This window comes from Actinomadura sp. 3N508 (assembly GCF_044326375.1).
Lineage (GTDB): Bacteria > Actinomycetota > Actinomycetes > Streptosporangiales > Streptosporangiaceae > Spirillospora.
Genome location: NZ_JBIRAX010000011.1, coordinates 160,614 through 176,212, shown reverse-complemented (window position 1 = coordinate 176,212; position 15,599 = coordinate 160,614). Strand labels below are relative to the sequence as shown.

Genomic DNA, 15,599 nt, shown 5'->3' with positions numbered 1-15,599 from the left:
GGATCGCGGTGGCCCCATCCACTTCCGGCAGTGCGGCGCACAGCACGGACGGTGCGGCGCGGAGTGCGGCGCGAGGTGCGCGGCCGACGATCTTCCTGCACGTCGGAGCCGCCAAGAGCGGGACCACGTACCTGCAGTACATGCTGTGGCACAACCGTGACCGGCTGCGCGAGGACGGCGTGCTCTACCCCGGCGGAGACGTCGCCGCCCACGTCCGGGCGGCCTTCGACCTTCGCAGGACGTTCTTCCGCGACGCGTCCGATCCGAGGACGCCCGGGACCTGGCGGCGCCTCGTGGACGAGGCCCGCGACTGGAACGGCACCGTGATCCTCTCTCAGGAGCTGTTCGCGCCCGCCGCGCCGGAGCACGTCCAGAGGGCCATGGCCGACCTCGACTTCGCCGACGTCCATGTGATCTTCACCGCGCGCGACCTAGGCCGGCAGATCCCCGCGCACTGGCAGGAGGACGTCAAGAACCGGTTCACGACCGGCTTCGGCGACTTCGTCACCGCGCTGCGGCACGAGGACCCGGACGCCTACGAGACAGCCCGGCTGTTCTGGGGGCTGCAGGACCCGGTGGCCGTGCTGGCCCGCTGGGGCGCCGATCTGCCGCCGGAACGCGTCCATGTCGTCACGCTGCCCCGTCCGGGGGCGCCCCGCGACCTGCTGTGGCGGCGGTTCTGCGCCGTGACCGGGCTCGACCCGGACGCCTACGACCAGTCCCTCGTCTTCACCAACCAGTCGCTCGGCCTGGCCGAAACCCAGTTCCTGCGACGGCTCAACGCGACGCTCGGCGACGGGTTCACCTGGTACGCCTACAACGAGGACGTCAAGCACTTCCTCGCGCAGCAGGTCCTGGCGGCGCGGCCGTCCCCGGGGCGGATCGAGCTGCCCGCCGAGCACGTCCCCTGGGCAACCGAGCGGTCCATCGAGACGGTCGAGGCGCTCCGCGCGGCCGGCTACCACGTCGTGGGCGACCTGTACGAGCTGATGCCCATGGCTCCGTCCGGCTCCGGCTCCGGCGCCGTGCCCGCGCTCCCGCCCGACGAACCGCGCTGGGCGGAGATGGCGGATGCCGGCGTCGACGCCGTCGCGGCGCTGCTGCGGCGCGTCCTGGAGACGGAGGGCCGTGCCGCCGCCGTGCCCGGCGCCGACGCACCGGTCGGCGACCAGGTCGACCTGCTGCGGCACGACTCCGCCGGCCTGGCGGAGACCACCGGACGGCTCGTGCACGACGCCGCGCCGCTCGTCCGGCGGGCGGTACGGACCGCGAGCGACCGCTATCCGGCGGCGCGGCGGCTGCGCGGCGCCTACCGGAAGATCCAGGACCGGAAGATCCAGGACCGGACGGGACGGTCCGCGGCCGAGACGAGCGAGACGAGAACGAGGTGAACGCGCGCATGGACGGCCGGGGGTCCGGAAAGTCCGTCTACCTGCACATCGGGGCGCCCACGGCGGAGACCGCCTTCCTCCACCGGGCCCTGTGGGACAACCGGCGGCGCCTCGCCGACGCCGGTGTCTGCTACCCGGTCACCGCCCCGCAGGAGCACTTCGCGGCCGTCATGGATCTGCGGGAGATGAGCTGGGGCGGGCGGCGCGAGCCGGGCTGGGACGGCGCATGGGCCCGGATGGCCGAGCGTGCCCGCGAGTGGGACGGCCCCACGGTGGTCTTCTCCCAGGGCCTGCTGGGCGGGGCGACCGAGCAGCAGGTCAAGCGTGCCGTGGCGGCGCTGGAACCGGCCGAAGTGCACGTGGTGTTCGCCACCCGCGACCTCGGCTGGCAGCTGATCCTGGACTGGCAGGAGCAGCTCCGGCACGCCCACACGATCACGTTCGAGCGGTTCGTGGACGACCTCGTCGCGCGCGGCATCGACGCTCCCGAGCCGTACGGCGAGATGTTCTGGGGGCTGCACGACCCGGTGCGTGTGCTCGGGGTCTGGGAGTCCGCCGTCCCGAAGGAGCGCGTCCACGTGCTGACGCTGCCCGCGCCGGACGGCGGCCAGAGCCCGCTGTGGGACCGCTTCCGCGCCCTGATCGGCGTCGACGCCGGAGCCTGCGACGTCGGGGGGATCCCCGCGGACGAGCCGCTGTCGGCGATCGAAGCGGAGCTGCTGCGCCGGCTGAACGAGCGGATCGGACCGGCGCTGGGCGCCGACTACGAGCGCACGGTCCGCGAACATCTCGTCGGCCACGGCCTCACCGCGGGCACCGACACGACCGGGCGGCCGCGGATGGGCCTGCCGGCGCGGCATGCGGAGTGGGCGGCGAACCGCACGCGGCAGATCGCGGACGCGCTGCGCGGCGCGGGCTACGACGTGCGCGGCGACCTCGGCGAGCTGACGGCGGCGCGCGACCCGGGTCCGGGCATGCTGCCGGGCGACGTCTCCGACGAGTCGATCGCGACCGCGTCCGTCGGTGTCGCGGCGCACCTGCTCGGGGAGCTGACGGCGGCGCGCGAGCGCATCGGGCTCGCCCACCTGCGCAGCGAGATGGCCGGCGTCCAGGACAACCTGCGGCGGCTCCTGGAGGCGGCCGCGGCCCCGCCGCCCGCGCTGCAGCGCGCCGCCCGGCGCGCCACGGGCAGGCGGAACCCGTGACCCCGGGGCCGGGAGAGGGCGCGTCCGTCACGGCGGTCGTCGTCACCTACAACCGGCGCGAACTCCTGGACGAGGCACTGACCGCGCTCGCCGCGCAATCACGCGTCCCGGACCGGGTCGTCGTCATCGACAACGCGTCCGAGGACGGTACCGCCGAGATGGTCGCCGGCCGGTTCCCGGACGTCGACCTGCTGACTCTGCCCCGGAACGTGGGCGGGGCGGGCGGGTTCAGCGCGGGCATCGCCCGCGCGCTGGACGGCGGCGCCGACCTCCTCTGGCTGCTCGATGACGACACGGTCCCCGAACCCGGGGCCCTCGAAGCCCTGCTGGCCGCACGGCGGCAGGCCACGACCGGCACGAACGGGCCGCCCGCGCTGGTCGCGAGCCGCGTCGTGTGGACCGATGGCCGCCACCATCCGATGAACACGCCGCGCCCGAAACCCAGGCCGGCGGCGGCCGAGGCGCGGATCGCGCGCGCCGCCGGCTGCGTCCCGATCCGCTCCGCGTCCTTCGTGTCCGTGCTGGTGGACGCGCGGGACGTGCGGGAACGCGGGCTCCCGGTCGCCGGCTACTTCCTCTGGAACGACGACTTCGAGTTCACGACCCGGCTGCTGCGCGGGCGCCGCGGCCTGCTCTGCCCGGCGAGCGTCGCCGTGCACAAGACCAGGGAGTTCGGCGGGACGGACGCCGACCCCGGCGACCGCTTCTTCTACGAGGTCCGCAACAAGATCTGGCTGTTCACCGGGAGCCGTGGGCTGGCACCGGCGGAACGCGTCCTGTACGCGGGCTCCACCCTGCGGCGCTGGGCCCGCACCTTCGCCCGGTCCTCGGACCGGGCGGTGCTGCGCCGCGCGATGCTCCGCGGAACAAGGGCGGGGCTGCTCGGACGGCCGAGGCCGACCGCGGCGATCCTGCGCGAGGTCGGAGTCGATGTCCCGGTCGATGAGCGGCGCGGGCGGACGGCCGCCTACCGGAGTTCCAGGTAGTCGATCTCGCCCTGCCCCGCCACCCTCCGCAGGCTGATGGTGTTCCATCCGGCGGTGAGGTCCGCCTTCGCCGTCACCACCGCCCATCCGGCCCCCGCCGTGGCGGACAGCCGCAGGGACGTCGCCGCGTGCCCGTTCACCGACAGTTCCAGGTCGGCGTCGTAGCCGGTCGCGTTGGCGTACCGCACGGTGACCGAGTACGGCCCGGCGGCGGGCGCGAACACGGGAACGTCGACGCGGCACCCGTCATGGGTGAACGGGCCGATCGTCCGGCCGCCCGACGCGGTCGGCCGCACCGGCGCGCCCACGCAGCCGTTCAGCCGCGCCCGCTCCGCCTCGTACCGGACGGGAACGCCCCGGATGGCGGGACGCGCACCGTCCCAGCCGAGCCGGGTGACGTACATGCCCCGGGTCACCGTGGTCCCGCCGTGGTAGCCGAGGATGCCGTGGAAGACCAGGTAGTCGCCGCTGTCGTCGGCGAGGACGTCCGCGCTGCCGGGCCCCGCGATCCTCCCCCCGTAGCCGCCGGTCGACTGGAGCGGCGACGCCGCCTTCAGGTAGGGGCCCTCGATCGACGACGCGACCGCGTAGCGGGTCTGGTAGTTCGGCTTGAAGTACCAGCCGGAGGCGTAGAACAGCACGTACCTGCCGCCCCGCCGGACCAGGTCGGGGGCCTCCACGAGCACGGGCTCGTCCGCGCGCCGCGCCATGATCTGCTTCGGCGGACCGGCCAGGGTCAGCCCGTCCGGTGACAGCCTGACGAGGTGGATCGCCGCCGTCCGCCGGTCGTCGCTCTTGTAGAGCAGGTAGCGCGTGCCGTCCGTCTCGATGTATGACGCCGGGTCGATCGCGCCGCCGAGGTTCAGCGGGCACACCAGCGGTGCGCCCTCCCGCGGGATGAACGGCCCGGCCGGGGACGACGCCGTCGCGACGCCGATGCACTGCTCGTCGCCGCCCTTGCGGCGGGCCGAGAAGTACAGCACGTACGAGCCGGACCCGCCGCCCGGCGGGACGACCTCGGGCGCCCATGTCCGTCCCTCCATCGCCCAGGCCGGAAGCCTGGCGAGACCGTCGCCGGGCAGCACCTTCCAGGGCCCGGTCGGGGACGTCGCCGTCGCGACCGGCATCGTCGCGGTGGAGTTGTTGGTGCCGTACGCGACGTACCCGCCCGCCACTTTGAGCACGGTCGGGTCGGCGAACGAGGTGCGGATCACCGGTTGCACGGGCGAGTAGCCGGGCGGGTCGATGGGCACCGGGGACCCGGCCGGGCTCGGCAGCGGCGGTCCCTGCCCCTCCGGGCGCCCCTTCGCGGCGCCGGGCGACGGCTGCGCGCCGGCCCCACCGGACAGCGGCCCCCAGGAGGCGACCGCGACGATCAGCGCCACCAGGGCGCTGATGCCGGCGCCGGCGAGCAGCGGCAACACCGGCGCGAGCGCCCGCAGATCCCCGCCCGTCCTCCTCATAGCTTCCGAATCATGCCAACAACCCGCACATGACGGCGAACCCATGTGGTCGCCACCGCCCGCGGAACCCTCCCTGATCGGGAGGACGACCTCCCTTGATGGGGAGAACGTCCTTCATGCGCGAAACGTCCCCATGCTCGTTACCCTTGATCAGCACCTGCACATCGAAGGAGACGGACGTTGATCCGACATCGGCGGCTCGCGGCCGTGTTCTGCCTCGTCGCCGTGCTCGGCCTCAGCGCCTGCAGCGGCATCGGGACGCGGGGGAAGCCGGACGACGGTGCGCGGAAGGTGAAGCCGGCGAAGAAGCCGAACATCGTGTTCGTCCTCACCGACGACCTCTCCTGGAACCTGATCGCGCACATGCCCCAGGTGCTCGGCATGCAGCGCGAAGGGCTCACCTTCGACGACTTCCTCATGGCGGACTCGCTGTGCTGCACCTCCCGGGCGACGATCTTCACCGGCAGGTATCCGCACAACACCGGGGTACGCACCAACTTCCCGCCGGACGGCGGCCACCAGGTCTTCAAGGCGAACGGCGGCGAGCAGGCGTCGTTCGCGCCGCTCCTCCAGAAGGCCGGGTACCGCACCGCGCTGCTCGGCAAGTACATGAACGGCTACCGGCCGCACGACACGCAAGGCGGGCCGGGACCGTACGTCCCGCCGGGCTGGACCGAGTGGTACGTCACCGGCAACGGCTACCCCGAGTACAACTACAACATGAACGAGAACGGGCGGATCGTCCCCTACGGCAGCAGGCCGCAGGACTATCTGACCGACGTTCTCGCGGCCAAGGGCCTGGACTTCATCAGGAGGGCCCAGGCGTCGTCGCAGCCGTTCTTCATGGAGATCTCGACGTTCGCGCCGCACGGGCCGTTCATCCCGGCGCCGCGGCACGCCGGCAAGTTCCCCACCCTCCGCGCGCCGCGCTCGCTCTCGTTCAACGAGGCGGACATCCGCGACAAGCCGTCCTGGCTGCGGTCGCACGGCCTGCTGCGCAAGCCGGGGATCGCGCGCATCGACGCGGGCTTTCGCGACCGGGTCCGGATGGTCCAGTCCGTGGACGAGATGATCGGCCGGATCCGGACAACCCTGAAGCAGTCCGGCCTCGACCGCGACACCTATGTGATGTTCGGCTCCGACAACGGCTTCCACATGGGCGAACACCGGCTGGCCGGGGGCAAGATGACCGCCTTCGACACCGACATCCGCGTCCCGTACATCGTCGTGGGCCCGGGCGTCCCTCCTGGTCACCGGGTCGGGGAGAGCGCGCAGAACACCGACCTCGCGCCCACGTTCCTGGAGCTCGGCGGCGTCCGCCCGCCGCCCGCGACCGACGGCCGCTCGCTCGTCCCGTTCCTGCGCGGCGGCAGGCCGCCCGACTGGCGGCAGACGGCGCTGGTCGAGCACGTCAAACCGCCGCCCTCGCCCGAGGACCCGGACCGGCAGGACTCCCTTCCCGGCGCGCCGACCACCTACAACGCGCTCCGCAACGACGACCTGCTGTACGTGGAGTACGCCAACGGGGAGCGCGAGTACTACGACCGCCGCCGCGACCCCCACGAGCTGAACAACATCGTCCGCACGCTGCCGGAACAGCGGCGCCGCCACCTCTCGGACCTGCTGTACGCGCTCACCCACTGCACCGGCGAGACCTGCACCACCGCGGGCCGGAGCCGCTGAGGGAATCGTGTCCTTTATGCGCCGCTATCATCGCTGGCGACTGTGAATGCACAGTGATCATGCGGATGAGTTGATGCGGGGAGATCGGGTGTGACTCCAACCGGAAAGCCGGATGACGACCACGAGGTGGAGGGTCCCGAACCGGCTCAGGCACCGCCGCCACCACCGCAGTGGTTGAACGAAGGGCCGAGCTCGGCCGCCCAGTTGCTTCCCGACTACGGCGCCGACGAGGCCGAGCCGGAGGCCGAGGCCGCGTCCACCGGCGCACCCGAAGCCGAAGACCCCGGCTCCGACGCCGGCCCCGGCCCCGGCCTGAACGAGGCCATGCACACCGTGGTCATCGGCGGCCACTCCCCCTCGGGCGAGAGCCCGCCGAACGAGGACGCCCCGGACGGGGACGCGGCGCAGCCGCCCCCTCCTCCGGCTCCGCCCGCCGGTCAGAGCCCGCCCGCCAACATCCCGCCGGCCACGTCCACCGACATCCCGGCGCCGCCGCCGTTCCCGTTCGCGCAGGAGATGCCGGACGCGACGCAGGTGCAGTCGCCGGCGCCGCCGCCGTTCCCCTACGCCCAGGAGATCCCGGACGCGACCAGGGCACAGCCGTTCCCCGCGCAGGCGCAGCAGCCATCGGCACCGCCGCAGCCTCCGCCGGGCCGGCCACCGGCGGCACCGTCCCAGAGCCCCCAGGCCCAGGAGCCGTTCCCGTACGCGCAGCAGATTCCCAGCACCCCCGCTCCCGGTCCCTCGGCTCCCGCCGCGCCTGAGCCGTTCCCGTGGGCGCAGGAGATTCCGGGCACACCGCCCAGCCCGCCGGCCGCGGAACCGTTCCCGTGGGCGCAGCAGGTTCCCGGCGCGCCTCAGCCGGGGCAGCCCGCCGCGCCGGTGCAGCCGGGCCAACCGGGCCAATCGGGCCAGAACGCCGTCCAGCCGCCGGTGCCGCCCCCGGCGATCGAAGAGCCGTGGCGGACGCCGGGCGGCCCGTCGAGGTCTCGCCGCAGCGTCAAGAAGCCGCTGCTCATCGGTGTGGCCGTGCTCGCCGTGGCGGGCCTGGCCGCCGCGGGCGTGCTCGTCGTGCCCGGCCTGCTCGGAGACGACGGCGAGGGTGACGGCGGCGAAGGCGCGAAGCTGGCCGCCGGGTTGTTCCCCGCGAGCGGCGCGGCCCGCACCGACGGCCGCGACCAGAAGATCACCGACGTCGCGGCGGTCGGCACCACCGTCGTCGCGGTCGGCGGCGAGACCGACGCGCAGAACACCCGGGGCATGTTCCTGGCCTCCTCGGACGGCGGCCGGACGTTCAAGCCCGTCACCCAGCAGGGCACCGACGGCGGTGTCGCACCGCCCGGCGGCATCCCCGACGCGGTCGGCGGCTCCTCCCGCGGCTGGGTCGCCATCGGCTCCGTGCCGGGGCTCCGCGGCGCCGTGTGGACCAGCGAGAACGGCCTGAACTGGCGCAGGCAGCCCGACGCCGTCGGCGACGTGTTCGGCAAGGGCAACCGCGTCCGGCGGATCGTCGCCACCGAGAGCGGGTTCCTCGCCATCGGCGACAACTCCAAGAAGGGCGACTTCACCGACTCCGAGCCCGCCGTGTGGCTGTCCGCCGACGGCCGGCGCTGGGAGGCCCGGGTCGGCGACCAGATCGGGGTCCAGGTCAGCAGCGGCACGTTCTTGCTGGTCGAGGCCGCCGCGAGCGGCAACGTGATCCTTCTGGAGGGGCTCGTCACGCCCGCGTCCGGGAAGCAGGGCCCCTACCGGGTGGTGTGGCGCTCCGAGGACGGCGGCCGGACGTGGGCGACCTCCGATGTGCCCGTCCCCAAGGGCAGCCGCGGCCTCATGGTCGGCGGCGGCCAGGCCGGGTTCCTGGCGATACGCGAGATCAAGGCGTCCGGGAAGCTCTTCGGGCAGGCGTTCACGTCCAAGGACGGCAAGGCCTGGGCCAAGGCCGGCGCGCTGCAGACCTCCGGCTACACGCGGACCAGCCGGGTCCTCGGCGACGGCGCCGGGTTCGCGGCCGTCGTCCTCCGGGGCCGGGACGTGCTGCTGTCGCGCAGCGCCGACGGCGCGGCGTGGCAGGACGCGGGAACGGCCGAGGCGAAACCCGGCCGCGAGTTCTCGGGCGCCGCGCTGGCCGGCGGTCAGACGATCATCGGCGGCCGGGAGCCGGGCGGCGGCGACATGGACCCGATGCTCGGCGTCTGGGACGCGTCCGGCACCGCGGTCCCCGTCGACCTGACGAAGATCCCCGGCGTGATCCGGCCCGACCATTCGGTCCGCTCCGTCGGCGCGACCGATGCGCTCACCGTCGCCGTGGGCAGCGTGCGCGGTGACGCGGCGGTCTGGTCATCGCAGGACGGTGCGTCCTGGAAGCCCGCCCAAGGGCTCGGCGCCGCGTTCACCCGGCCCGGGCCGCAGCAGCTGAACGACGTCGCCGGCGGCGCGTCCGGCTGGCTGGCGGTCGGCTACGACCAGGCGGCTCCGCGCCGCCCGCTCGTCGTCACCTCCAAGGACGGTGCGACGTGGGAGGCCGCCGACTCCGCCACCGTCTTCGCGGGCGACAGGACCGGGATACCGATCACCTACGCCGCCGCGGCCGGGAACGCCGGATACGTGATCGTCGGCACGCAGGGCTTCTCGGGCGCCACCTGGACCAGCAAGGACCTCAAGAACTGGGTGGCGGGCGCCGGAGCCGACCCGAAGACGCTGCGTGGTGCCAAGGGCACCGCGCGCTGGATGTTCGACGTCGCCGCCCTTCCGTCCGGGTACGCGGCGGTGGGCGGTGTCCAGGACGCCAAGGGCAACCAGCCTTCTGTGTGGTCGTCGCCCGACGGCAGGAGGTGGGCGGTGCAGCAGCTGCCGCTGCCCGGCGGCGTGACCGCGGGCCACCTCACCCACGTCGCCGCGCGCGGGAACACGCTCGTCGCCACCGGCATCGCGGCGACGGCGCAGGGCCTGAACTGGCTCGGCTACGCCTCCACCGACGGCGGCAAGTCGTGGCGGCCGCTGCCCTCCCCGAGCGGCGACGCGGTCGTCACCGTCACCGCGCTGACCGCGACGCCGAAGGGATTCGCCGCCGCCGGCACGACCGGGTCCGCGGGCGCCGCGGACGTGGTGTCGTGGACGTCCGCGGACGGCACGACCTGGACCGCAGCGACGCCCGGCGGCACCGGCCTCGGCGGCGTCGGCGACCAGGAGATCACCGGTCTGGCGGCCTTCAAGAGCACGCTGCTCGGCGTGGGCCGCAGCGTGGACGGCAACGGCGACCAGCCCGTCCTCTGGTCACGCACGAACTGATCGCGGCCCGCGCCGGGTTTGATCGCGGTCGACCCGGCCGGGAGGGGCCGATGCGCCGGCCCGATCAGCGGGCGGGCGGGACGGGCGGTTCCGTCGGCGCCGGGAGGGGCACCACCGGCGCGCGGGTCTGCTCCGGCCCGCGCGTCTCCTCCGGCAGGAGGGTCTGCTCGGACAGGCGGGTCTGCTCCGGGGCGCGCCCATGCCGGGGGATATAGGTCAAGGGCGGCGGCGCGGCGGCGACGGCGCGCTCGCGCGAGCGGTTGCGGCGCGCCCCGTACGGGGCGACGACCATCCGGTAGAAGGGCCGCCGGATCAGGGTCGGGACGAGCCGGTAGCCGCCGCGGACGACGACGTTGCGCAAATACTGAGGGCGCGAGATGAAGCCCTCGCCGAGCATCTCGCGCTGCAGCCGGAGCTCCGAGCGGAGCAGGTCACGGCCCCCGCGCCGCTCGTAGGCGCCGTCCCCCACCCGGTAGTAGACGAGCGGCTCGGCGACGTTCACGACCCGCGCGCCGTTCGCGATCATCCGCGCGAACAGCCAGTAGTCCTCCATCAGCGGCAGGTCGCCGTAGCCGCCGACGGCGATGACGGCGCTGCGCCGGTAGACGACCGTCGGGTGGTTGAACGGGTCGTGCAGCCGGGAGTAGCGGGCGATGTCGGCGGGGTCGCTCGGCGGGATGCGCCGCCCGACGATGTCGGCGAGGTCGGCGCCGAACTCCAGCAGTCCGGCGCCCACGAGGTCGGCGCCGGCGCGCACCAATGGGACCTGGATCTGGAACCGCTGCGGCATGGCGATGTCGTCGGCGTCCATCCGGGCGACGATGTCGTGCCGGGCGGCGTGCAGGCCCGCGTCCAGGGCGGGGCCGAGCCCGCGGTTGTGCTCCAGCTGGACGAACGACACCTCGACGGGGCTGCCTTCGACGAGTTCCCGCAGGCAGGCCGACAGCTCTTCGGAGACCGGGCCGTCCTGCACCAGGACGACCTGGTCGGGGCGGAGGGTCTGATCGTGCACGGCGCTGCGGAACGCGTCCCGGAGGTGCTCCTCACGATCACCGCCGTAGACGGTCATCAACAGGGCGAAGGGTTCGGGCTGCATGCGTCCGTTCCGAGGGGGGCGTGAGCGCCCGGTAGAGCCCGTTGCGGGGGGCGGCTCCTCGGGGCAGAGGTCGGGAGGATTCAGTTGAGTTGTCGGAGATGTGACTGAGCTGTCATAGCTTCGACGCTTCACCGGAGATATCGGTTTGCGCGGGGAGCTGTTGGTACGCGGGGGTCAAAATACCGGTGTATCACGACAACCGGGAACCTCGTCCTCGAACAGCCGGCATCGGACGGTCGGCGAGGTCTGGCCGGGACCGGACACCGGGCACTGGCACGGCGCCAGTGGACAATCCAGGCATACCCGTCCGGTCAGGTCTTCGCGCAGACGTCGCGGTCGGCGCGGATCTCGCCGGCGACCTTCGGGACCGCCGCGTTCTGGCCGCGGAGCGCGGCGCCGTCCTTGCCGATGACCAGGTAGACCCAGCCGGGCTTGGCGGTCGACCCGGGTTGCGGCTTGCGGCCGGGCAGCGCGAGCGCCAGGGCGGCGGCCTGCCGTTCGGCGCCCACCCCGTACAGGATCTGGGTGCGGGCGAAGCGCTTCTTGCTGGTGCCGACCTTGACGACCTTGTAGCCGCGCTCGGTGAGCTGGTCCGCCGTCCGCTGCGCCAGGCCCATGGTCCCGGTCCCGTTGTAGACGGCGACCTTGACCTGCTCCGGCGGGACGGGCTGGGGCGCGCCCTGCGCCGCGACGGGCGCCGGAGGGGCGGGCTCGGGCAGCTTGTTGTCCTCCCGGACGGCCCTGAACAGCGGCTCGGCGAGGGCCCGGTTGAACTGGACGCGGTTGGTGTCCTGCGGATACGCCTGCACCGGGACGGTGACGAACCGCACCTTCCCCGCGCTCATGCCGCGCAGGCTGCCCGCGAGCTTCTGCATCACCGAGAGCGTGAGCTTGTCGTCCGCCTTGATCGACTTGGCGACGGCGGACAGGAACTCGTACGTCCGGCCCGGGTCGGTGAGCATGCCCTTGTCGGTGGCCTTCTGCACGACGGACGCCATGAACGCCTGCTGCCGCTTGATCCGGTCGAGGTCGGAGCCGTCGCCGAGCACGTACCGGGTGCGGACGTACCCGAGCGCCTGCTCGCCGCGCACGACCTGGCGTCCCGCTTTGAGGTGCAGTTCGGCCTTGGGGTCGTCGATGCGGCGGGGCACGCAGATCTCCACGCCGTCGAGCGCGTCCACGACCCGTTTGAAGCCGGAGAAGTCCACCTCGACGTAGTGGTCGATGTGGATCCTGGTGAGCGACTCGATGGTCCGCCAGGTGCAGGCCGGGCCGCCGTTGGAGAACGCCACGTTGATCATCCCGAACTGGGCGGGGACGGTGCTGCCGTTCTTCTTCTTGCAGGGCGGCATCTGCACCATCGAGTCGCGCGGGAAGCTGATGCCGATGGCGCTCTCGCCGCCGGGCGAGATGTGCAGCAGGATCGTGGTGTCGGACCGCTGCCCCGACTCCGAGCCGTAGCGGGCGTTCTCGCCCTTCCGGCTGTCCGACCCCATCAGCAGGATGTTCAGCGAGTTGTTGAGCTTCTCCGGACGGTTGTCGCCGAGCCGGTCCTCCACGTTCTCGCGGTCGATCTGGCTGTCGAGGCGGCGCCAGAACCCGTAGGCGGTGAGGCTGGTGCCGACCAGCGCCACCGACAGCACGATCGACAGCCAGCCGAGCACGCGCCATACCCGCCCCCGCGCCGGCGGTTCCGGTGCGGGCGGGGCGTTGGACGCGAGGTACACGGAGGACGGCGCGGCGCTTCGCTGCATCCGTTACATTTCAGCACATCATGGACAGTTGCCACGGGCGTCACAGCAAAGTCGAATGCGCCCGTCGGGGCGGCGGAACGTCCAGACGGTGGAACGCGGGACGTCGGGGTACGCCGGGGACGTCTGGACGGCAGCCACGGGCGGGCCCCGGTCGCTAGACTCCTCCGGAGATGAGCACAGTAGACGCGCTGACCGACCAGGCGATGGTCGTGCTGCAGGACAGGCCTCTGGTGCCGCTGAGCGCCTGGCTGAACAACGCTCTCGGCGACTGCACCGCGAGCGGCCGGACCCTGCAGCTCGTCACGCCTCTGGACTCCCGGCTCTCCCTTCCTCTGCGCACCGTCGCGGCCGGGAACGAGATGCAGTGGGTCGTCCGGAACGGCGACGGCTACTACGAGGGCCTGACCGGGCGTCCGCTGAAGTGGAGCGGCACGACGTTCGTCCCCGTCCCCGAGGCGCGCGACTACGCGCCGGGGTTCACCACCCGTCCCAGCGCACGGATCGGCTCGCAGCTCACCCTCGTCTACCGCACCAAGCACGGCCCCGAAGGCGATCTCGGCGGGCCCGTCGAGCGCCTCCTGCAGCTCCTCACCGGCAAGCCCCCGGGCGCGCTCGGCGCCACCGAGCCGCTGGAGCACCCGTGGCGCGCCGACCGGTTCACCGAGTACGCGCGCGGACGCTCCACCGCCCGCCTCCTCGTCGGCGGCGACGGTCCCCGTCCCGCCCAGGCGATCTGCGACTTCACCGCCGGTACGGGCGGCGACGTCGCCGAGGTCAGCACCGTCACCGTCGGCTACATGCCGGAAGACCCGCCGCCCCTGCAGCACCTGCCGACGCTCGTCGGCGCGCTCGCCGCCGACCAGAAGATCGCGTCGCTGTTCGTGCAGGTCACGCCCGGCCGCGCCGACCTCACCACCGAGCCCCGCTGGACGGGCGCCCCGGCCCCCGTCGCGCTCGCCGTCGCGGGCACCGTCAGCGGCCCGAACGGCCTGCCCGGCCAGCAGGTCGGCCCGCCCCGCGCCCCGCTGACCCTCTTCCCGCTCGGCGACGGACGCTCCCCGGACGGCTGGCAGCGCCACAGCATGCTCATGCAGCACCTCCAGTCCGCCTGACCACCCGCCGGACCGCCCGCCCGCCTGCCCCACCCGCCTGACCATCCGCCTGACCCTCGGCAGACCATTGGCGGACCGCCGTGCCGTCGACCGAAACGGGCTTTCGGCGAGCATCGCAACAGACTCCGGACACCGCTGATGATCTACCCGTAAAGGATGATGTACGGTCCTGACCATGGGACAGGCCGGCCGGCTCGACGCGCTCGAGCGGGCCGTCAAGGGGACGCGCGCCGAAGGATCGTTCGAGTTCGACGGCGACGCGGCGGTGCTCCGCATCGAAAGCGCCCGCGCCCTGACGACCGGCTGGTCCCGCGTCCTCCGCGGCTGCGGAATCGGCCTGCTGCTGATCGGCGCCGTCCTGTCACTCACGGGCCTGCAGGACGCGGCGCGCTGGGCCCTGGCACCCGGCACGGCCCTGCTCGTGCTCGTCTTCATCCTGAGCCGTACGCCGCTGCGGCGCCTGTGGTCCGTCCTGGAACTGCGGTTCGCGGAACAGGCGATGGTGCACCGGCGGACCCGCATCCCGTTCGGTGAACTGCGCCCCGAACACCTCGTCTGGAAGGACGGACGGTTCCTCCGCCGCCTGTACCTCTGGCACCCGTCCCTCCGCAAGCTGCTCGTCGGCTTCTCGGACGGCGAGGAGCGCCAGGCCAGGGAGTTCCACCGGCACCTGTGGGCCTTGATCTCCACCCCGAACCCGCCGGGCACCGACGGCACCACCCCTGCCGCCAACGGCAGCGTCCTCACGCCCGTCCAGCGCTGGATCATCGCGGCGGGCGCCCCGTACGGCGCGATCAACGGGTTCCGGCTCGACCGGCTCGGCACGGCCCCCGGCGTGGACGCGGCGGCCTCCGACCGCCGCACCGCCCAGGAGATCCTCCAGGACCCGTGGGGCGCCTACGATCTCGAACAGCTCCTCGGCGCCGTCAACTGGCTCGTCCAGGACGGTCACCGCGCCGACTTCGCCCAGGACGCCGAACTCGCCGCCCGCTCCCCCGCCGCGCAGGAGGAGTACCGGACGCTGCTGCGCGAGGTCGACGACCTCATCGCCCGCGACGAGCTCGAGCCCCCGTTCGTCGAGCGGCTCATCGAGCTGGTGCGCGTCCGGTACGGCGACGAGGGCGGCTCGTACGCGTGGCTCGTCCCGCGGGTGCTGCGCGACGAGCCCGGCGCGGACGTCAGCGAGGAGGGCGCCGAACTCGCCCAGTTCCTCCACCATCTCTTCAACGACCGCAACCACGCGTCCGAGGAACTGCACCGCCTCAAGGCCCTCGCCGACCCGGCGCTGCGGGCCAACGTGGGCCGTTTCCTCATCTGGGACTACGGACGAGCCCTCATGCTCTACCGCTGGGGCCACATGGTCGGCTGGCTCACAGAGGAGTACTGCTGGGAGCGGATGCTTCCGCTGGCGATCGACATCCAGCGGCGCTATTCGTCCTGGCAGGACATGGCGACCTGCTACTTGCAGGGTCGGCTGCTCTGGTCGGTCGGCGGCGGAAAGGCGCGGTCGGAGTACGAGCGCCTCATCGAGAACCTCGCCGCCGAGCCGGACAGCCCCTGGAACACCGTCCCCTGGGCCCTGGACCTGACCCGCGACTGGCCATAAGCCGCCACGCGCGAC

General features: G+C 73.1%; 10 protein-coding genes. 7 read left to right on the top strand and 3 right to left on the bottom strand.

Going from position 1 to position 15,599, the window contains the following annotated elements; translation table 11 throughout:
- Positions 1 to 8: 8 nt before the first annotated feature.
- Genes ACH34S_RS33080 through ACH34S_RS33070 form a run of 3 tightly spaced genes read left to right on the top strand, consistent with a single transcriptional unit; the run spans position 9 to position 3,582 of the window.
- Positions 9 to 1,391: a hypothetical protein gene (locus tag ACH34S_RS33080; protein ID WP_395956793.1), complete on the top strand. Its 1,383-nt coding sequence runs from the start codon at positions 9 to 11 to the stop codon at positions 1,389 to 1,391.
- Entirely contained in the window at positions 1,388 to 2,596 is a 1,209-nt protein-coding gene (locus tag ACH34S_RS33075) for a hypothetical protein (RefSeq protein WP_395956792.1), read from the top strand. Before ACH34S_RS33080 ends, ACH34S_RS33075 begins: the two co-directional genes overlap by 4 nt.
- On the top strand, positions 2,593 to 3,582 hold the full coding sequence (locus ACH34S_RS33070) for a glycosyltransferase (RefSeq protein ID WP_395956791.1): 990 nt from the start codon (positions 2,593 to 2,595) through the stop codon (positions 3,580 to 3,582). Before ACH34S_RS33075 ends, ACH34S_RS33070 begins: the two co-directional genes overlap by 4 nt.
- Here ACH34S_RS33070 and ACH34S_RS33065 read toward each other — a convergent pair.
- Positions 3,564 to 5,045, bottom strand: coding sequence for a family 43 glycosylhydrolase (locus ACH34S_RS33065; RefSeq protein ID WP_395956790.1), 1,482 nt, complete (start codon positions 5,043 to 5,045; stop codon positions 3,564 to 3,566). The genes ACH34S_RS33070 and ACH34S_RS33065 overlap by 19 nt on opposite strands.
- A gap of 180 nt (positions 5,046 to 5,225) precedes the next feature.
- On the opposite strand from ACH34S_RS33065, the gene ACH34S_RS33060 reads away from it, so the two are divergent.
- Together ACH34S_RS33060 and ACH34S_RS33055 are read left to right on the top strand one after the other, a co-directional pair.
- Entirely contained in the window at positions 5,226 to 6,728 is a 1,503-nt protein-coding gene (locus tag ACH34S_RS33060) for a sulfatase (RefSeq protein WP_395956789.1), read from the top strand.
- Positions 6,729 to 6,818: 90 nt separating this feature from the next.
- A complete protein-coding gene (locus ACH34S_RS33055; RefSeq protein ID WP_395956788.1) occupies positions 6,819 to 10,016 on the top strand; it encodes a hypothetical protein in 3,198 nt (1,065 codons plus the stop codon).
- A gap of 64 nt (positions 10,017 to 10,080) precedes the next feature.
- Here the strand turns inward: ACH34S_RS33055 and ACH34S_RS33050 are convergent, their stop codons facing one another.
- Together ACH34S_RS33050 and ACH34S_RS33045 are read right to left on the bottom strand one after the other, a co-directional pair.
- Positions 10,081 to 11,112: a glycosyltransferase gene (locus ACH34S_RS33050; protein WP_395956787.1), complete on the bottom strand. Its 1,032-nt coding sequence runs from the start codon at positions 11,110 to 11,112 to the stop codon at positions 10,081 to 10,083.
- 311 nt (positions 11,113 to 11,423) lie between these two features.
- Entirely contained in the window at positions 11,424 to 12,866 is a 1,443-nt protein-coding gene (locus ACH34S_RS33045) for an LCP family protein (protein WP_395956786.1), read from the bottom strand.
- Positions 12,867 to 13,036: 170 nt separating this feature from the next.
- On the opposite strand from ACH34S_RS33045, the gene ACH34S_RS33040 reads away from it, so the two are divergent.
- Together ACH34S_RS33040 and ACH34S_RS33035 are read left to right on the top strand one after the other, a co-directional pair.
- Positions 13,037 to 13,978: a DUF6177 family protein gene (locus ACH34S_RS33040; protein WP_395956785.1), complete on the top strand. Its 942-nt coding sequence runs from the start codon at positions 13,037 to 13,039 to the stop codon at positions 13,976 to 13,978.
- A gap of 175 nt (positions 13,979 to 14,153) precedes the next feature.
- The gene (locus ACH34S_RS33035; RefSeq protein ID WP_395956784.1) at positions 14,154 to 15,584 is read left to right on the top strand and encodes a DUF1266 domain-containing protein; all 1,431 of its coding nucleotides are present in this window, start codon (positions 14,154 to 14,156) and stop codon (positions 15,582 to 15,584) included.
- The last annotated feature ends 15 nt before the right edge of the window (positions 15,585 to 15,599 follow it).